The sequence below is a fragment of the Escherichia sp. MOD1-EC5495 genome (assembly GCF_002965965.1).
Taxonomy (GTDB): domain Bacteria; phylum Pseudomonadota; class Gammaproteobacteria; order Enterobacterales; family Enterobacteriaceae; genus Escherichia; species Escherichia ruysiae.
This window is the reverse complement of sequence record NZ_PTRI01000004.1, coordinates 68,300-83,837: the sequence shown is the minus strand read 5'-3', so window position 1 is coordinate 83,837 and position 15,538 is coordinate 68,300. Positions and strand designations below refer to the sequence as shown.

The following is a 15,538-nucleotide window of genomic DNA, read 5'->3' as shown; positions in this document are numbered from 1 at the left end:
TTCAGTAAGATAATTAGAGAAAATATGATTAAAAATTTGCCGCAAATAGTGTTGTTGAACGTTGTCGGCCTCGTGCTGTTTCTTTCTTGGTACATACCCGTTAATCATGGATTCTGGTTACCGATTGATGCGGATATTTTTTATTTTTTTAATCATAAACTGGTCGAAAGTAAGGCCTTTTTATGGCTGGTTGCATTGACCAATAATCGTGCATTCGACGGTTGTTCACTGCTGGCAATGGGAATGCTGATGCTGAGTTTCTGGCTGAAAGAAAACGCCTCCGGAAGACGGCGTATCGTAATTATTGGTCTGGTCATGCTGTTAACCGCAGTGGTATTAAACCAGTTGGGCCAGGCATTAATTCCTGTCAAACGGGCCAGTCCGACATTAACCTTTACAGATATTAACCGCGTCAGCGAACTGCTACCTGTACCCACGAAAGATGCATCACGAGATAGCTTTCCCGGCGATCACGGCATGATGCTACTTATTTTTCCGCCTTTATGTGGCGTTATTTCGGAAAAGTCGCAGGTCTTATCGGCATTATTATTTTTGTGGTTTTTGCATTTCCCAGAGTAATGATTGGCGCACACTGGTTTACCGATATAATTGTCGGCTCCATGACCGTGATATTGATCGGTTTACCCTGGGTGCTGTTGACACCATTAAGTGATCGATTAATCACCTTTTTTGACAAATCACTACCGGGAAAAAGTAAACATTTCCAAAACAAATAACTCACAGTAATTAACATCATCAGGTTTATTTTTATAGTGAGGATAATCCTGATGATACGCACCATTGCTTTCATTCATCGAACACAGTGCTCATTCTTTAATTAAATGAATGAATTGCATGTTTTTCGCACAATCGCTCTTTAATTGACCAATCCCACTTATTAACTTTCTGTATCACTTTTTCTTATAAAAAATCATGTAAAACCGCTCGCCAAGACCACGCCAATCGGGTAATCTCGAACTCGTTTTGCCTCGGCGTTAAATTATCCTCACAGCATATAATTTTGTGCGTTAGTCCACAGATTTGGCCTTAAGGAATTGTTTCAACATGCCCAGGTAATTAGTCTCGTGTCGCTTGGCATTTTTTTATAACGATATTTATCGTTAAGGACTTCAAGGGAAAACAAACAACATGGTCAAATCTCAACCGATTTTGAGATATATCTTGCGCGGCATTCCCGCGATTGCAGTAGCGGTTCTGCTTTCTGCATGTAGTGCAAACAACACCGCAAAGAATATGCATCCTGAGACACGTGCAGTGGGTAGTGAAACATCATCACTGCAAGCTTCTCAGGATGAATTTGAAAACCTGGTTCGTAATGTCGACGTGAAATCGCGAATTATGGATCAGTATGCTGACTGGAAAGGCGTTCGTTATCGTCTGGGCGGCAGCACCAAAAAAGGTATCGATTGTTCTGGTTTTGTACAACGTACCTTCCGTGAACAATTTGGCTTAGAACTTCCGCGTTCAACGTATGAACAGCAGGAAATGGGGAAATCAGTTTCCCGCAGTAATTTGCGTACAGGCGACTTAGTCCTGTTCCGCGCGGGTTCAACCGGACGCCATGTCGGTATTTATATCGGTAATAATCAGTTTGTTCACGCATCCACCAGCAGTGGTGTAATTATTTCCAGCATGAATGAGCCGTACTGGAAGAAGCGTTACAACGAAGCACGTCGGGTTCTCAGCCGTAGCTAATAAATCGTTTGGATGCAATCCCTTGGCTATCCTGACGAGTTAACGGAAAGCACTGCTTAGGCAGTGCTTTTTGGTTTTTCTGATCCGAGAAAATGATGTTTCCACATCTTGAACCAGGCTATAGTCCCGTCATTCTTTCCTTTTAGTGTTGTCGTATTTTCAGGATATTATCGGAACCATGTTCATACGAGCTCCCTCTTCTGGACGTAAGATCCTGCTCACCTGTATTATTGCGGGCGTGATGATTGCGATACTGGTCAGCTGCCTTCAGTTTTTAGTGGCCTGGCATAAACACGAAGTCAAATACGACACCTTGATTAGCGACGTACAAAAATATCTCAATACCTATTTTGCCGACCTGAAATCCACCACTGACAGGCTCCAGCCGCTTACCTTAGATACCTGCCAGCAAGCAAACCCGGAGCTGACTGCACGCGCAGCATTTAGCATGAATGTGCGAACGTTTGTGCTGGTGAAAGATAAAAAAAGCTTCTGCTCATCTGCGACTGGTGAGATGGACATCCCACTCAGTGAACTGATCCCGGCACTAAATATCGGCAAAGATATTGATATGGCAATATTGCCAGGCACACCGATGGTGCCCAATAAACCAACGATCGTCATCTGGTATCGTAACCCTTTATTAAAAAATAGCGGCGTTTTTGCGGCATTGAATCTGAACCTGACGCCTTATATTTTCTATAGCTATCACCAGCAAGATTTCAACGGTATCGCACTCATTATTGGTGATACTGCGCTATCGACCTTTACGTCGCATTTGATGAACGTCCGTGAGTTAACCGGCACGCCTGTACGCGAAACCAAAATTGCAGGCCTTCCGCTGACCGTTCGGCTTTATGCTGATGACTGGACATGGAACGATGTGTGGTACGCGTTTTTACTCGGAGGCATGAGTGGAACTGTCGTTGGCCTGCTCTGCTATTACCTGATGAGCGTGCGTATGCGCCCTGGCAGAGAAATTATGATGGCCATCAAACGTGAGCAATTTTACGTGGTGTATCAACCGGTGGTTGATGCACAAACGCTGCGGGTAACCGGCCTGGAAGTACTGCTACGCTGGCGTCACCCGGTAGTGGGTGAAATTCCCCCGGATGCCTTCATTCACTATGCCGAATCGCAAAAGATGATTGTGCCTCTCACCCAGCATCTGTTTGAGCTGATTGCGCGTGATGCCGCAAAATTAGAAAACGTACTGCCGGTGGGCGTGAAATTTGGCATTAACATCGCGCCGGATCATCTGCACAGCGAGAGCTTTAAAGCCGATATACACCGGCTGATTGCCTCCCTGCCTGCGCACCATTTCCAGATTGTACTGGAAATTACCGAACGCGATATGCTGAAAGAGCATGAAGCATCACAGCTTTTCGCATGGCTGCATTCTGTCGGCGTAGAAATTGCCATTGATGACTTCGGCACCGGACACAGTGCGCTTATCTATCTGGAACGCTTCACACTCGATTATCTGAAAATTGACCGTGGCTTTATCAACGCCATAGGTACGGAAACGGTCACCTCACCGGTACTTGACGCGGTGCTGACACTGGCGAAACGCCTCAATATGCTGACAGTTGCTGAAGGGGTCGAAACACCGGAACAGGCGCGCTGGCTGCGCGAACGTGGCGTTAATTTCCTGCAAGGTTACTGGATTAGCCGCCCCCTGCCGCTGGATGATTTTATCCGCTGGCTGGAGAAACCTCATACGCCACAGTGGTAAGGTGTGCGTGCGTCCCTTATTATTCATAGTGAAAGTATGCCGGATTGCGGCTAATGATGAGTAAAAGGAAATCCGTTGCAGATGATTGTGCGCATACTGCTGCTGTTTATCGCTCTGTTCACCTTTTGTGCGCAGGCGCAGGCTATCAAGGAAAGCTATGCCTTTGCGGTGCTGGGAGAACCCCGGTACGCGTTTAATTTCAACCATTTTGATTATGTGAACCCCGCCGCGCCAAAAGGTGGGCAAATAACGTTATCCTCCATTGGAACCTTCGATAATTTCAACCGCTATGCACTGCGCGGTAACCCTAGCGCACGTACCGAGCAGCTGTACGACACGCTATTTACCACCTCCGATGACGAGCCAGGCAGTTATTACCCGCTGATTGCCGAAAGCGCGCGCTATGCTGACGATTATTCCTGGGTGGAGGTCGCAATTAATCCGCGCGCCCGTTTTCATGATGGTTCGCCCATTACTGCCCGCGATGTTGAATTCACTTTTCAAAAATTTATGACCGAAGGCGTACCGCAATTTCGTCTGGTTTATAAAGGCACTACCGTTAAAGCCATTGCGCCTTTAACCGTGCGCATTGAATTAGCCAAACCCGGTAAAGAAGATATGCTTAGTCTGTTTTCGCTGCCGGTGTTTCCAGAAAAGTACTGGAAAGATCACAAACTTAGCGACCCGCTCGCCACGCCTCCGCTTGCCAGTGGTCCGTACCGAATTACGTCCTGGAAAATGGGGCAGAATATTGTTTATTCCCGCGTGAAAGATTACTGGGCGGCAAACTTACCGGTAAACCGTGGGCGCTGGAATTTCGACACCATTCGCTACGATTATTACCTCGACGATAATGTCGCCTTTGAAGCATTTAAAGCCGGCGCTTTTGATTTGCGTATGGAAAACGACGCCAAAAACTGGGCCACGCGCTATACCGGTAAAAATTTCGACAAAAAATACATTATCAAAGACGAGCAAAAGAACGAATCAGCACAGGATACGCGCTGGCTGGCGTTTAACATCCAGCGTCCGGTATTCAGCGATCGCCGGATCCGGGAAGCCATCACTCTCGCCTTTGACTTTGAATGGATGAACAAGGCGTTGTTTTACAATGCCTGGAGTCGCACTAACAGTTATTTTCAGAATACAGAATACGCTGCCAGAAATTACCCCGACGCTGCGGAACTGGTGCTTCTGGCGCCGATGAAAAAAGAGTTACCGCCAGAAGTCTTCACGCAAATCTACCAGCCGCCGGTATCCAAAGGCGATGGCTACGATCGTGACAACCTGTTAAAAGCCGACAAACTTCTCAACGAAGCAGGCTGGGTTCTGAAAGGTCAGCAACGCGTAAATACCACAACGGGTCAGCCGCTCAGCTTTGAGTTATTGCTGCCTTCGAGCAGCAATAGTCAGTGGGTATTACCGTTCCAGCACAGCCTGCAACGGCTGGGCATCAATATGGACATTCGCAAGGTGGATAACTCGCAAATCACCAACCGAATGCGCAGTCGCGACTATGACATGATGCCGCGCGTGTGGCGAGCAATGCCGTGGCCCAGTTCCGATTTACAGATTTCCTGGTCATCGGAATATATCAACTCCACTTATAATGCCCCCGGCGTGCAAAGTCCGGTTATCGACTCGCTGATCAACCAGATTATTGCCGCGCAGGGAAATAAAGAAAAATTACTGCCGTTGGGGCGCGCACTGGATCGCGTGTTAACGTGGAATTATTACATGCTGCCGATGTGGTACATGGCGGAAGACCGTCTTGCCTGGTGGGATAAATTTTCTCACCCAGCAGTGCGCCCCATTTACAGCCTCGGTATCGATACCTGGTGGTATGACGTCAATAAAGCGGGCAAACTGCCGTCAGCCAGACAACAGGGAGAGTAGATGGGCGCTTATCTGATTCGCCGTCTGTTGCTGGTGATCCCAACGTTATGGGCGATTATCACCATCAACTTTTTCATCGTGCAAATTGCGCCTGGCGGTCCGGTCGATCAGGCTATCGCCGCCATTGAGTTTGGTAATGCCGGAGTATTACCCGGCGCAAGCGGCGAAGGTGTTCGTGCCAGCCATGCGCAAACGGGCGTCGGCAATATCAGCGACAGTAATTACCGTGGCGGACGCGGATTAGATCCAGAAGTGATCGCCGAGATCACTCATCGCTACGGTTTCGATAAGCCGATCCACGAACGTTACTTCAAAATGCTCTGGGACTACATCCGCTTTGATTTCGGCGACAGCCTGTTTCGCAGCGCCTCGGTACTGACGCTAATTAAAGACAGTCTGCCGGTTTCCATCACCCTCGGATTATGGAGCACGCTGATTATCTATCTGGTGTCGATTCCGTTAGGCATTCGCAAAGCCGTTTATAACGGTAGCCGCTTTGACGTCTGGAGTAGCGCATTTATCATCATCGGTTACGCCATTCCGGCCTTTTTATTTGCCATCTTGCTGATTGTCTTCTTCGCAGGGGGCAGCTATTTCGACCTGTTCCCTCTGCGCGGCCTGGTATCCGCTAATTTTGATTCGCTGCCGTGGTATCAGAAAATCACCGATTATCTGTGGCATATCACGCTACCCGTGCTGGCGACAGTGATTGGCGGCTTTGCGGCACTCACGATGCTGACCAAAAACTCATTCCTTGATGAAGTGCGCAAACAATACGTGGTGACCGCGCGTGCGAAAGGGGTCAGTGAGAAAAATATTCTCTGGAAACATGTGTTTCGTAACGCCATGCTGCTGGTGATTGCCGGTTTTCCGGCGACGTTTATCAGCATGTTTTTCACCGGTTCACTGCTGATTGAGGTGATGTTTTCGCTCAATGGCCTTGGCTTACTGGGCTACGAAGCGACCGTCTCACGCGATTATCCGGTGATGTTTGGCACGCTGTATATTTTCACCCTGATTGGCCTGCTGCTGAATATCGTCAGTGATATCAGCTATACGCTGGTCGATCCGCGTATTGATTTTGAGGGACGCTAATGTCGCGACTCAGCCCCGTCAATCAGGCCCGTTGGGCACGTTTTCGTCATAACCGTCGCGGCTACTGGTCGTTATGGATTTTTCTCGTCTTGTTTGGTTTGAGTTTGTGTTCTGAACTGATCGCCAACGATAAACCGTTGCTGGTGCGTTATGACGGCAGCTGGTATTTCCCGTTGCTGAAAAACTACAGTGAAAGCGATTTTGGCGGCCCGCTGGCAAGCCAGGCTGATTATCAGGACCCGTGGCTGAAACAACGGCTGGAGGATAATGGCTGGGTACTGTGGGCGCCGATTCGCTTTGGTGCTACCAGTATCAACTTTTCCACCGATAAGCCTTTCCCTTCCCCGCCATCCCGACAAAACTGGCTGGGAACCGATGCCAACGGCGGTGATGTGCTGGCGCGCATTCTGTATGGTACGCGGATCTCGGTTCTGTTTGGTTTGATGTTGACACTCTGTTCCAGCGTGATGGGCGTGCTGGCGGGGGCGCTACAAGGCTATTACGGCGGTAAAGTCGATCTCTGGGGACAACGCTTCATTGAAGTATGGTCGGGAATGCCAACGCTGTTTTTAATTATTCTGCTCTCCAGTGTCGTGCAGCCTAACTTCTGGTGGCTGCTGGCAATTACCGTTTTGTTTGGCTGGATGAGTCTGGTCGGCGTGGTGCGCGCAGAGTTTTTACGTACCCGCAATTTCGACTACATCCGTGCAGCTCAGGCGCTTGGCGTCAGCGATCGCAGTATAATTCTGCGTCATATGTTGCCAAATGCCATGGTCGCTACCCTTACCTTTTTACCGTTTATTTTATGCAGTTCAATAACTACCCTGACCTCGCTCGATTTCCTCGGTTTCGGTCTGCCGCTCGGTTCACCGTCGCTCGGCGAACTGCTGTTACAAGGAAAAAATAACCTCCAGGCACCGTGGCTTGGGATCACCGCCTTCTTGTCGGTGGCGATATTGTTGTCTTTGCTGATCTTTATTGGTGAAGCAGTCCGCGACGCATTTGATCCTAATAAGGCGGTGTAGCATGACGCAAACTCTGTTAGCGATTGAAAACTTGTCGGTGGGTTTTCGCCATCAGCAAACTGTTCGTACCGTAGTGAATGATGTTTCACTACAGATTGAGGCTGGCGAAACGCTGGCACTGGTAGGCGAGTCAGGTTCCGGCAAGAGCGTTACCGCACTGTCTATTTTACGTCTGCTCCCTTCCCCACCGGTTGAATATCTTGCTGGAGATATTCGTTTTCATGGCGAATCGCTGCTTCATGCCAGCGAGCAAACGTTGCGTGGCGTACGCGGTAATAAGATAGCCATGATCTTCCAGGAGCCAATGGTGTCGTTAAATCCATTGCATACCCTGGAAAAACAGCTTTATGAAGTGCTTTCACTCCATCGCGGGATGCGACGAGAAGCGGCACGTGGCGAGATATTAAATTGCCTTGATCGCGTCGGTATCCGTCAGGCAGCAAAACGACTGACAGATTACCCGCATCAGCTCTCTGGCGGCGAACGCCAGCGGGTGATGATTGCGATGGCGCTATTAACGCGCCCGGAATTATTAATTGCCGATGAACCGACTACCGCACTGGACGTCTCTGTCCAGGCGCAGATTTTGCAACTGTTGCGCGAACTGCAACATGAACTGAATATGGGTATGCTGTTTATTACTCATAACCTCAGCATTGTCAGAAAACTGGCTCATCGCGTGGCAGTGATGCAAAACGGTCGCTGCGTGGAGCAAAATAACGCCACTGCGCTATTTGCCTCCCCTGCTCATTCTTACACGCAAAAGCTACTCAACAGCGAGCCGTCAGGCGACCCGGTGCCGTTGCCAGAGCCTGCCTCAACGTTGCTTGATGTTGAACAGCTTCAGGTTGCCTTCCCCATTCGCAAGGGGATTTTAAAACGCGTTGTCGATCATAACGTGGTGGTGAAAAGTGTCAGTTTTACGCTACGGGCAGGTGAAACGCTGGGTTTAGTGGGCGAATCCGGTTCCGGGAAAAGCACTACAGGACTGGCGCTACTGCGGCTGATTAACTCTCAGGGCAGCATCGTCTTTGACGGTCAGCCATTGCAAAATTTAAATCGCCGCCAGCTATTGCCGATTCGCCATCGCATTCAGGTGGTATTTCAGGATCCAAACTCCTCGCTCAATCCACGACTCAACGTATTGCAGATTATTGAGGAGGGATTACGGGTTCACCAGCCGACGCTTTCTGCCGCACAACGCGAAGAACAAGTGAAAGCGGTGATGCATGAAGTGGGATTAGATCCTGAAACGCGCCACCGTTATCCGGCAGAGTTTTCCGGGGGGCAACGACAACGCATAGCGATTGCCAGGGCGTTGATTCTTAAGCCTTCACTGATCATTCTTGATGAACCAACATCGTCGCTCGACAAAACGGTACAGGCGCAAATATTGACGCTATTGAAATCATTGCAACAAAAGCATCAACTGGCCTATTTGTTTATCAGCCACGATTTACACGTCGTCCGCGCGTTATGTCATCAGGTTATCGTACTGCGACAAGGGGAAGTGGTGGAACAAGGGCCGTGCGCGCGCGTATTTGCCGCACCGCAGCAGGAGTATACGCGTCAGCTACTGGCGTTAAGCTGACGCTTAAAAAGGATTGTAATTTGAGAAGGGCTCGGCAATTGCCACACCAAAATTTTTCAGTCGGCATGTCGCAGCAAACTCATCATGGCGATTTACAAACAGGCACGGTTCACCTTCACACTCCAGTACCGAGCATGGAACTTCGATGTCGCTTAACGCCTGACTTAGTTTATACATCACCGACCATGCATTATCACCATCCGGGCTAAGCAATTTAAGCGCCACCAGGCTGTTGTCACCGCACGGTCCATTTTGCGGAATCGGTTCAACCTTCGAACCTGCGAAACCAGCAGACCAGCGATAGTTCTGCGGCAGTCGATGGACGATTGAGAGTTGTAATGAAGTCACTTATTTTCCCCGGAAGCACATTTACTTCACAATTTGTTTACATCAATTTTAACACATCATCAACAACCCGTCTTTAAACAGATCGTAAAGATTGATGCCTCGCCTGCGTGGCCTCTATGGCTCTGATTTAAATAATATCTGCGGGCGTGGTCACGTTTGCGGGGCTATATGTACCCGTTTCTGCGATCTAACTCAACCTTTTTAACTACAATGATGTGACTTTTTACACAAATTGATTTTACATAAAATAAACAAATGACGGGAGACTGATAGATTTGCGGTTGATATGCATCAACAAAGGAAGCCTTTTAGCTTCCCCGTTGTGCAATAGATCACCGTTTTTTCGGCCGACTGGCGTACAGACAGAAGAGAATGGAGCAGGTCGCACAGAACGCAATCGACCAGATCATCGGCCATGCGGAGTTAAAGGTCGCAAGGGAGAGCAATGCACCGACAATGGCGCCAATACCAAAGCGGAAGGTTCCTGCCAGCGATGATGCCGTTCCCGCCATATGCGGAAACTCATCCAGAATCACTGCCATCGCATTGGATGACACCATCGACACGCACCCCACAAACGCCGCCACCCCAACCACCAGCGACCAGAACCCTAGTCCCAGCAGCGCACTGATGACCATCCACGCCGCCATAATAAATTGTATCCACAGCCCCGCTCGGAACATATTCAGCGCGCCAATGCGGCGAACAAAGCGACTGTTAAAGATGGTCATCACGAACAAGAAAACAATATTCAGCGCAAAGTAATAACCAAAGTTTTCCGGCGCGACGTGGTTAATTTCAATGTAGACAAACGGTCCGGCGCTTAAGAACGAGAACATCCCGGCAAAGCTAAAACCGCTGGCCAGCATATAACTCAGGACACGCTTATGACGGAACAGCGCAGCGAAGTTACCAATAGCGGTACGGATGTGAAACGGCTGACGACGCTCCGGCGGTAACGTTTCTTTGATCAGGAAGAAGATCATCGCCGAAGCCAGAATCGCCGCCACGGCGAGGATCCAGAAAATGTAATGCCAGCTCAGCCACACCAGCACCCAACCGCCAACAATCGGTGCCATCAGCGGCGCGATGGTCGTTACCAGCATGACAAACGACATCATCCGCGAGAACTCTTCTTTCGGGTAGATATCGCGCATCAGGGCATTGATGACCACGCTGGCCGCAGCCGCCGCCAGCCCGTGGAAGAAACGCATCACAATCAGCTGATCGATAGTTTGCGCCAGTGCACACGCCACCGCCGCCGCAGCAAATACCAGCGTACCGCCGAGAACCACCGGCTTACGCCCGAAGCTATCCGCCATCGGTCCGTAGATTAACTGCCCCAACGCAAAGCCCAGAATATAAGTACTCAGGGTCATCTGCGTACTGCCCGCCGGCACACCAAACTGCGCAGAAATCACTGGCAGCGCGGGCAGATACATATCAATCGACAGCGGCATCAACATGGCCAGCAGGCCAAGGATAAAGACAATAGCAAACGATGAATGCTGTCGCGTGGTCACAACTGGCTCCTGAATATAATGAAAGTGTTAACTAACGCTGGCGATTTCTTCTGCAGTTAATGGACGATATTCACCGGGTGCTAAATCAGCATCCAGCGTAATGCCGCCAATACGTTCACGATGCAGCTCAACCACGTGGTTACCCACGGCGGCGAACATGCGTTTCACCTGATGATAACGCCCTTCGCTGATGGTCAGACGTACCTGCGTCGGAGTAATCACTTCCAGCACCGCCGGCTTAGTGAGATCTTTTTCGTTATGTAACTGCACGCCTTTAGCAAACTGCTCTGCCGTATCGGCTGCCACCGGGGACTCTAGCGTCACCAGGTAGGTTTTCTCACAATGATGACGCGGAGAAGTAATGCGGTGCGACCACTGACCGTCATCGGTCATCAGCACCAGACCGGTGGTGTCGATATCCAGCCGCCCTGCTGCGTGTAGTTTCCACGCCACAGGTTCATCCAGAAAATAGAGCACCGTTGGGTGATCCGGATCGTCAGTAGAACAAACATAGCCCTGAGGCTTATTGAGCATGAAGTAACGTGGTCCGTGTTGCTGTGCCAGCGGGTTTCCATCGTAAGCCACACTGTGTTCAGGGAGCAGTTTAAACGCTGCATTGCGGACGATTTCGCCATCGACGGTGACACGAGTGGCACGGATTTCACGCCCGGCAATAGCACGGCTAACGCCGAGTTGCTGTGCGATAAATTTATCAAGTCGCATGTGTGTGATTTTGCCTGTAAAAAACGGAGGTCGGGTAATGACCCGAAAATCTGAACTGTTGTTCGCCCAGTATAGCGGTCTAATAACTTCCCTCAAGAGAAAAAGATCCGTGGCATACTATTAGCAGAATAATCTACCTACGCGAGACCATGATTTTTACACTCCGTCCATATCAGCAAGAAGCCGTGGATGCCACGCTCAACCATTTTCGTCGTCATAAAACTCCTGCCGTTATCGTGCTGCCTACTGGTGCAGGTAAAAGCCTGGTGATAGCGGAACTGGCACGGCTGGCGCGTGGTCGCGTGCTGGTGCTGGCGCACGTCAAAGAGCTGGTGGCGCAAAACCATGCAAAATATCAGGCGCTGGGACTGGAAGCCGATATTTTTGCCGCCGGGCTGAAGCGTAAAGAGAGCCACGGCAAAGTGGTGTTTGGCAGCGTACAGTCGGTCGCACGCAATCTCGATGCCTTTCAGGGTGAATTTTCGCTGTTGATTGTCGATGAATGTCACCGTATTGGCGACGACGAAGAGAGTCAGTATCAGCAAATTCTTACTCACCTGACCAAAGTGAATCCCCACTTACGCCTGCTGGGGCTGACTGCCACGCCTTTTCGACTGGGCAAAGGCTGGATCTACCAGTTCCATTATCACGGCATGGTACGCGGCGATGAGAAAGCCCTTTTCCGTGACTGCATTTATGAGCTGCCGCTGCGTTATATGATTAAACACGGTTATCTGACGCCACCAGAACGGCTGGATATGCCGGTAGTGCAATACGATTTCAGCCGCTTACAGGCACAGAGCAATGGGCTGTTCAGCGAAGCAGATCTCAATCGCGAGCTGAAAAAACAACAACGTATTACGCCGCACATCATCAGCCAGATCATGGAGTTCGCCGCAACGCGCAAAGGGGTGATGATTTTCGCCGCGACGGTTGAACACGCAAAAGAGATTGTGGGATTGCTGCCCGCCGAAGATGCAGCACTCATTACCGGTGACACACCCGGCGCTGAACGTGATGTATTAATTGAAGATTTTAAAACCCAGCGTTTTCGCTATCTGGTCAACGTTGCGGTACTGACCACCGGATTTGACGCCCCGCACGTCGATCTTATCGCCATTCTGCGTCCTACTGAATCAGTGAGTCTTTACCAACAAATTGTCGGGCGCGGTCTGCGTCTGGCTCCCGGCAAGACTGATTGCTTAATTCTTGATTATGCGGGTAATCCTCACGATCTCTACGCGCCAGAAGTTGGCACCCCAAAAGGCAAAAGTGACAACGTTCCGGTACAGGTTTTCTGCCCTGCCTGCGGTTTTGCCAACACCTTCTGGGGCAAAACGACCGCCGACGGGACATTGATTGAACACTTTGGTCGTCGCTGTCAGGGATGGTTTGAAGATGACGACGGTCATCGCGAACAGTGTGACTTCCGTTTCCGTTTTAAAAATTGCCCGCAATGTAACGCGGAAAATGATATTGCCGCCCGACGCTGCCGCGAATGTGACACGGTACTGGTTGATCCAGACGACATGTTAAAAGCGGCGCTACGACTGAAAGATGCTCTGGTATTACGCTGTAGCGGCATGTCTTTGCAGCATGGACACGACGAGAAAGGCGAATGGTTGAAAATCACCTATTACGATGAAGACGGCGCGGATGTGAGTGAGCGTTTCCGTCTGCAAACGCCCGCCCAGCGTACCGCCTTCGAGCAGCTTTTTATCCGCCCGCATACGCGCACACCGGGCATCCCTCTACGCTGGATCACCGCTGCCGATATCCTCGCTCAGCAAGCGTTACTGCGCCATCCGGATTTTGTTGTTGCGCGAATGAAAGGCCAGTACTGGCAAGTGCGTGAAAAAGTGTTCGATTACGAAGGTCGTTTTCGTCGGGCGCATGAATTACGCGGTTAATAGTAGTTTTGATTGATGTATAAGGCGATTGAGTATAGAATCTCGCCCGCTTTTGCATACGCAAAGCAGATCACTTACCTGTTGCTGGGTCGCCTGTAGCAGGATTAATTTAAGAGAGAAAGAAATGTTTACTATCAACGCAGAAGTACGTAAAGAGCAGGGTAAGGGTGCGAGCCGCCGCCTGCGCGCCGCTAACAAGTTCCCGGCAATCATCTACGGTGGCAAAGAAGCGCCGCTGGCTATCGAGCTGGATCACGACAAAGTCATGAACATGCAAGCTAAAGCTGAATTCTACAGCGAAGTTCTGACTATCGTTGTTGACGGTAAAGAAATCAAAGTTAAAGCTCAGGACGTACAGCGTCACCCGTACAAACCGAAGCTGCAGCACATCGACTTCGTTCGCGCTTAATCGCTGAATAAGTTGTAAAAAACCCCGCTCCGGCGGGGTTTTTTGTATCTGCAAGTTATGCCTGATTACGGTATTGCTATTTTTTGTAGGCCAGAGAAGGCGTTCACGCCGCATCTGGCATTCATAACACAAACCCGATTAATTACCGCCAGACGTCCGGCGCTGAAGCTGATCGCGCAAGTTCGGCGGCGTGCCCTTAATGGTCAGGGTATCGGTCGCCGGATCCCAGAAAATCCGTTCGCCTAACAGCATTGCATCAAAGTTGATGGTTAAGCCGCCACCGCTACCGGCAAACTTAGTCAACTGACGCAGCGTGCTACGATCTGCCGGGAAGCTCTCTTCCAGTTCATAGCCTTTTTCAGCCGCAAATTCCGTGAAGCTCACCTCACTGACACCCGCCAGTTCTTTCGACAGCGACTCCAGCTCGATCTCTTCGCCCGCCTGCAATTGCTCATTACAGTAGCTATAAACCTGCTGGCGAACGTTCTGCCGTTCTGCTTTATCCAGTTGCGCTTCGGCGGTAAAGTCATCGACCGCCTGTAACAGACCACGGTTTTGCGCTTTCGCATTCAACCCTTCGCTGGCACCGAGGAAGTCCATAAAGAAATCAGCCACTTTGCGCCCTACCCGCCCTTTCAGGAAAGTAAGATAACGGGTCGATTCTGGATTGGTTTCCCATTCGGTCAAATCGATACGCGCAACAATATCCGCATGATTAATATCGAGATAATGGGTCGGGTTGATGTCGAGGTTTTCGTTAACGCGCATACTGCTTAAATTGTTCAGTACGCAAATCAGCAAATACTCAACCGCCAGATAGCGATAGTGACAAAACAGCACGAAGCCGCCGTCAGCAAAAGGATATTTCGCCAGTTCGTCACGCAGGCGACCAGTTGCTGCCCGACTAAATGCCAGAAAGTCTTCTTCGCCCTGACGCTGTAAGCGCAGCGTCTGCGCCAGCTCACTTTCCTCGCTAAACAAACCGTAGGCTTTGTTCTTGGCGCTATAGACACGATGCAGCTCTGCCACCATCTCAACGACGGTTTCCGTCGGTTCCAGCAATGAATCGCGCAGCACCAGCTCAAGGTTCTGCTCATCACGCTTGATAAGCTGGTGCAGAGCAATCTGGTTGATATCCAGACTCATGATAAACTCTCCTTTAAGACCGGGCGGTATTCAACCACCGCCGGTTAAGCGACGCAATAAAAGATGGCGGTCATTTTACAGAAGGTGGCGTAACGCGAATGATTTAAAGTATAAAAAAGCAGAAAAAAAACCGTTGCTACGGTAATATGTTGCCCTTTCATCAACTAACTGATTTCGATTTATGCCACAAATTTCCCGCTACAGTGATGAACAGGTTGAACAATTGCTCGCAGAGCTGCTCAACGTACTGGAAAAACATAAGGCTCCGACCGACCTTTCCCTGATGGTGTTAGGCAATATGGTCACCAACCTTATCAACACCAGCATTGCCCCGGCTCAGCGCCAGGCGATTGCCAACTCTTTTGCCCGCGCCTTACAGTCCTCTATCAACGAAGACAAAGCGCACTAAGGGAAACAGATA

General features: G+C 50.0%; 13 protein-coding genes and 1 pseudogene. 10 read left to right on the top strand and 4 right to left on the bottom strand.

Going from position 1 to position 15,538, the window contains the following annotated elements:
- Positions 1 to 24 precede the first annotated feature (24 nt).
- The 7 genes and pseudogenes from lpxT (at position 25) to yejF (ending at position 9,058) form a co-directional block, all read left to right on the top strand.
- Positions 25 to 737, top strand: a pseudogene (gene lpxT, locus BEG40_RS04720) (Kdo(2)-lipid A phosphotransferase).
- Positions 738 to 1,149: 412 nt separating this feature from the next.
- The gene (gene mepS / locus BEG40_RS04715) at positions 1,150 to 1,716 is read left to right on the top strand and encodes a bifunctional murein DD-endopeptidase/murein LD-carboxypeptidase (protein WP_000241011.1); all 567 of its coding nucleotides are present in this window, start codon (positions 1,150 to 1,152) and stop codon (positions 1,714 to 1,716) included.
- A gap of 178 nt (positions 1,717 to 1,894) precedes the next feature.
- Positions 1,895 to 3,451, top strand: a complete 1,557-nt coding sequence (locus BEG40_RS04710; protein ID WP_000470614.1) for a cyclic di-GMP phosphodiesterase — start codon at positions 1,895 to 1,897, stop codon at positions 3,449 to 3,451.
- An 81-nt stretch (positions 3,452 to 3,532) separates the two neighbouring features.
- Positions 3,533 to 5,347, top strand: a complete 1,815-nt coding sequence (locus tag BEG40_RS04705) for an extracellular solute-binding protein (RefSeq protein ID WP_105284978.1) — start codon at positions 3,533 to 3,535, stop codon at positions 5,345 to 5,347.
- Positions 5,348 to 6,442 (top strand): microcin C ABC transporter permease YejB, encoded by a 1,095-nt coding sequence (locus BEG40_RS04700; protein ID WP_000501615.1) that lies wholly within the window; start codon positions 5,348 to 5,350, stop codon positions 6,440 to 6,442.
- Positions 6,442 to 7,467: an ABC transporter permease gene (locus BEG40_RS04695; RefSeq protein WP_021551073.1), complete on the top strand. Its 1,026-nt coding sequence runs from the start codon at positions 6,442 to 6,444 to the stop codon at positions 7,465 to 7,467. Before BEG40_RS04700 ends, BEG40_RS04695 begins: the two co-directional genes overlap by 1 nt.
- A 1-nt stretch (position 7,468) precedes the next feature.
- Positions 7,469 to 9,058 carry a microcin C ABC transporter ATP-binding protein YejF gene (gene yejF / locus BEG40_RS04690; RefSeq protein ID WP_105284977.1) on the top strand — a complete coding sequence of 530 codons (1,590 nt, stop codon included), beginning with the start codon at positions 7,469 to 7,471 and terminating at the stop codon, positions 9,056 to 9,058.
- 3 nt (positions 9,059 to 9,061) lie between these two features.
- Here yejF and BEG40_RS04685 read toward each other — a convergent pair whose 3' ends face one another.
- From BEG40_RS04685 to rsuA, 3 genes are all read right to left on the bottom strand, one after another.
- Positions 9,062 to 9,406, bottom strand: coding sequence for a YejG family protein (locus BEG40_RS04685; RefSeq protein ID WP_000202796.1), 345 nt, complete (start codon positions 9,404 to 9,406; stop codon positions 9,062 to 9,064).
- 332 nt (positions 9,407 to 9,738) lie between these two features.
- Positions 9,739 to 10,929, bottom strand: a complete 1,191-nt coding sequence (bcr, locus tag BEG40_RS04675) for a multidrug efflux MFS transporter Bcr (protein WP_105284976.1) — start codon at positions 10,927 to 10,929, stop codon at positions 9,739 to 9,741.
- A 27-nt stretch (positions 10,930 to 10,956) separates the two neighbouring features.
- Positions 10,957 to 11,652 (bottom strand): 16S rRNA pseudouridine(516) synthase RsuA, encoded by a 696-nt coding sequence (gene rsuA, locus BEG40_RS04670; RefSeq protein WP_021551075.1) that lies wholly within the window; start codon positions 11,650 to 11,652, stop codon positions 10,957 to 10,959.
- A gap of 149 nt (positions 11,653 to 11,801) precedes the next feature.
- Here rsuA and radD point away from each other — a divergent pair, with 149 nt between their 5' ends.
- Both radD and rplY read left to right on the top strand, forming a co-directional pair.
- Positions 11,802 to 13,562 (top strand): DNA repair helicase RadD, encoded by a 1,761-nt coding sequence (radD, locus tag BEG40_RS04660; protein WP_000578060.1) that lies wholly within the window; start codon positions 11,802 to 11,804, stop codon positions 13,560 to 13,562.
- A 124-nt stretch (positions 13,563 to 13,686) separates the two neighbouring features.
- Positions 13,687 to 13,971, top strand: a complete 285-nt coding sequence (gene rplY, locus BEG40_RS04655) for a 50S ribosomal protein L25 (RefSeq protein ID WP_000494183.1) — start codon at positions 13,687 to 13,689, stop codon at positions 13,969 to 13,971.
- A 138-nt stretch (positions 13,972 to 14,109) separates the two neighbouring features.
- Here rplY and yejK read toward each other — a convergent pair whose 3' ends face one another.
- Positions 14,110 to 15,117 (bottom strand): nucleoid-associated protein YejK, encoded by a 1,008-nt coding sequence (gene yejK, locus BEG40_RS04650; protein ID WP_000050780.1) that lies wholly within the window; start codon positions 15,115 to 15,117, stop codon positions 14,110 to 14,112.
- A gap of 181 nt (positions 15,118 to 15,298) precedes the next feature.
- Here yejK and BEG40_RS04645 point away from each other — a divergent pair, with 181 nt between their 5' ends.
- The gene (locus BEG40_RS04645) at positions 15,299 to 15,526 is read left to right on the top strand and encodes a YejL family protein (RefSeq protein ID WP_001135667.1); all 228 of its coding nucleotides are present in this window, start codon (positions 15,299 to 15,301) and stop codon (positions 15,524 to 15,526) included.
- Positions 15,527 to 15,538 lie beyond the last annotated feature (12 nt).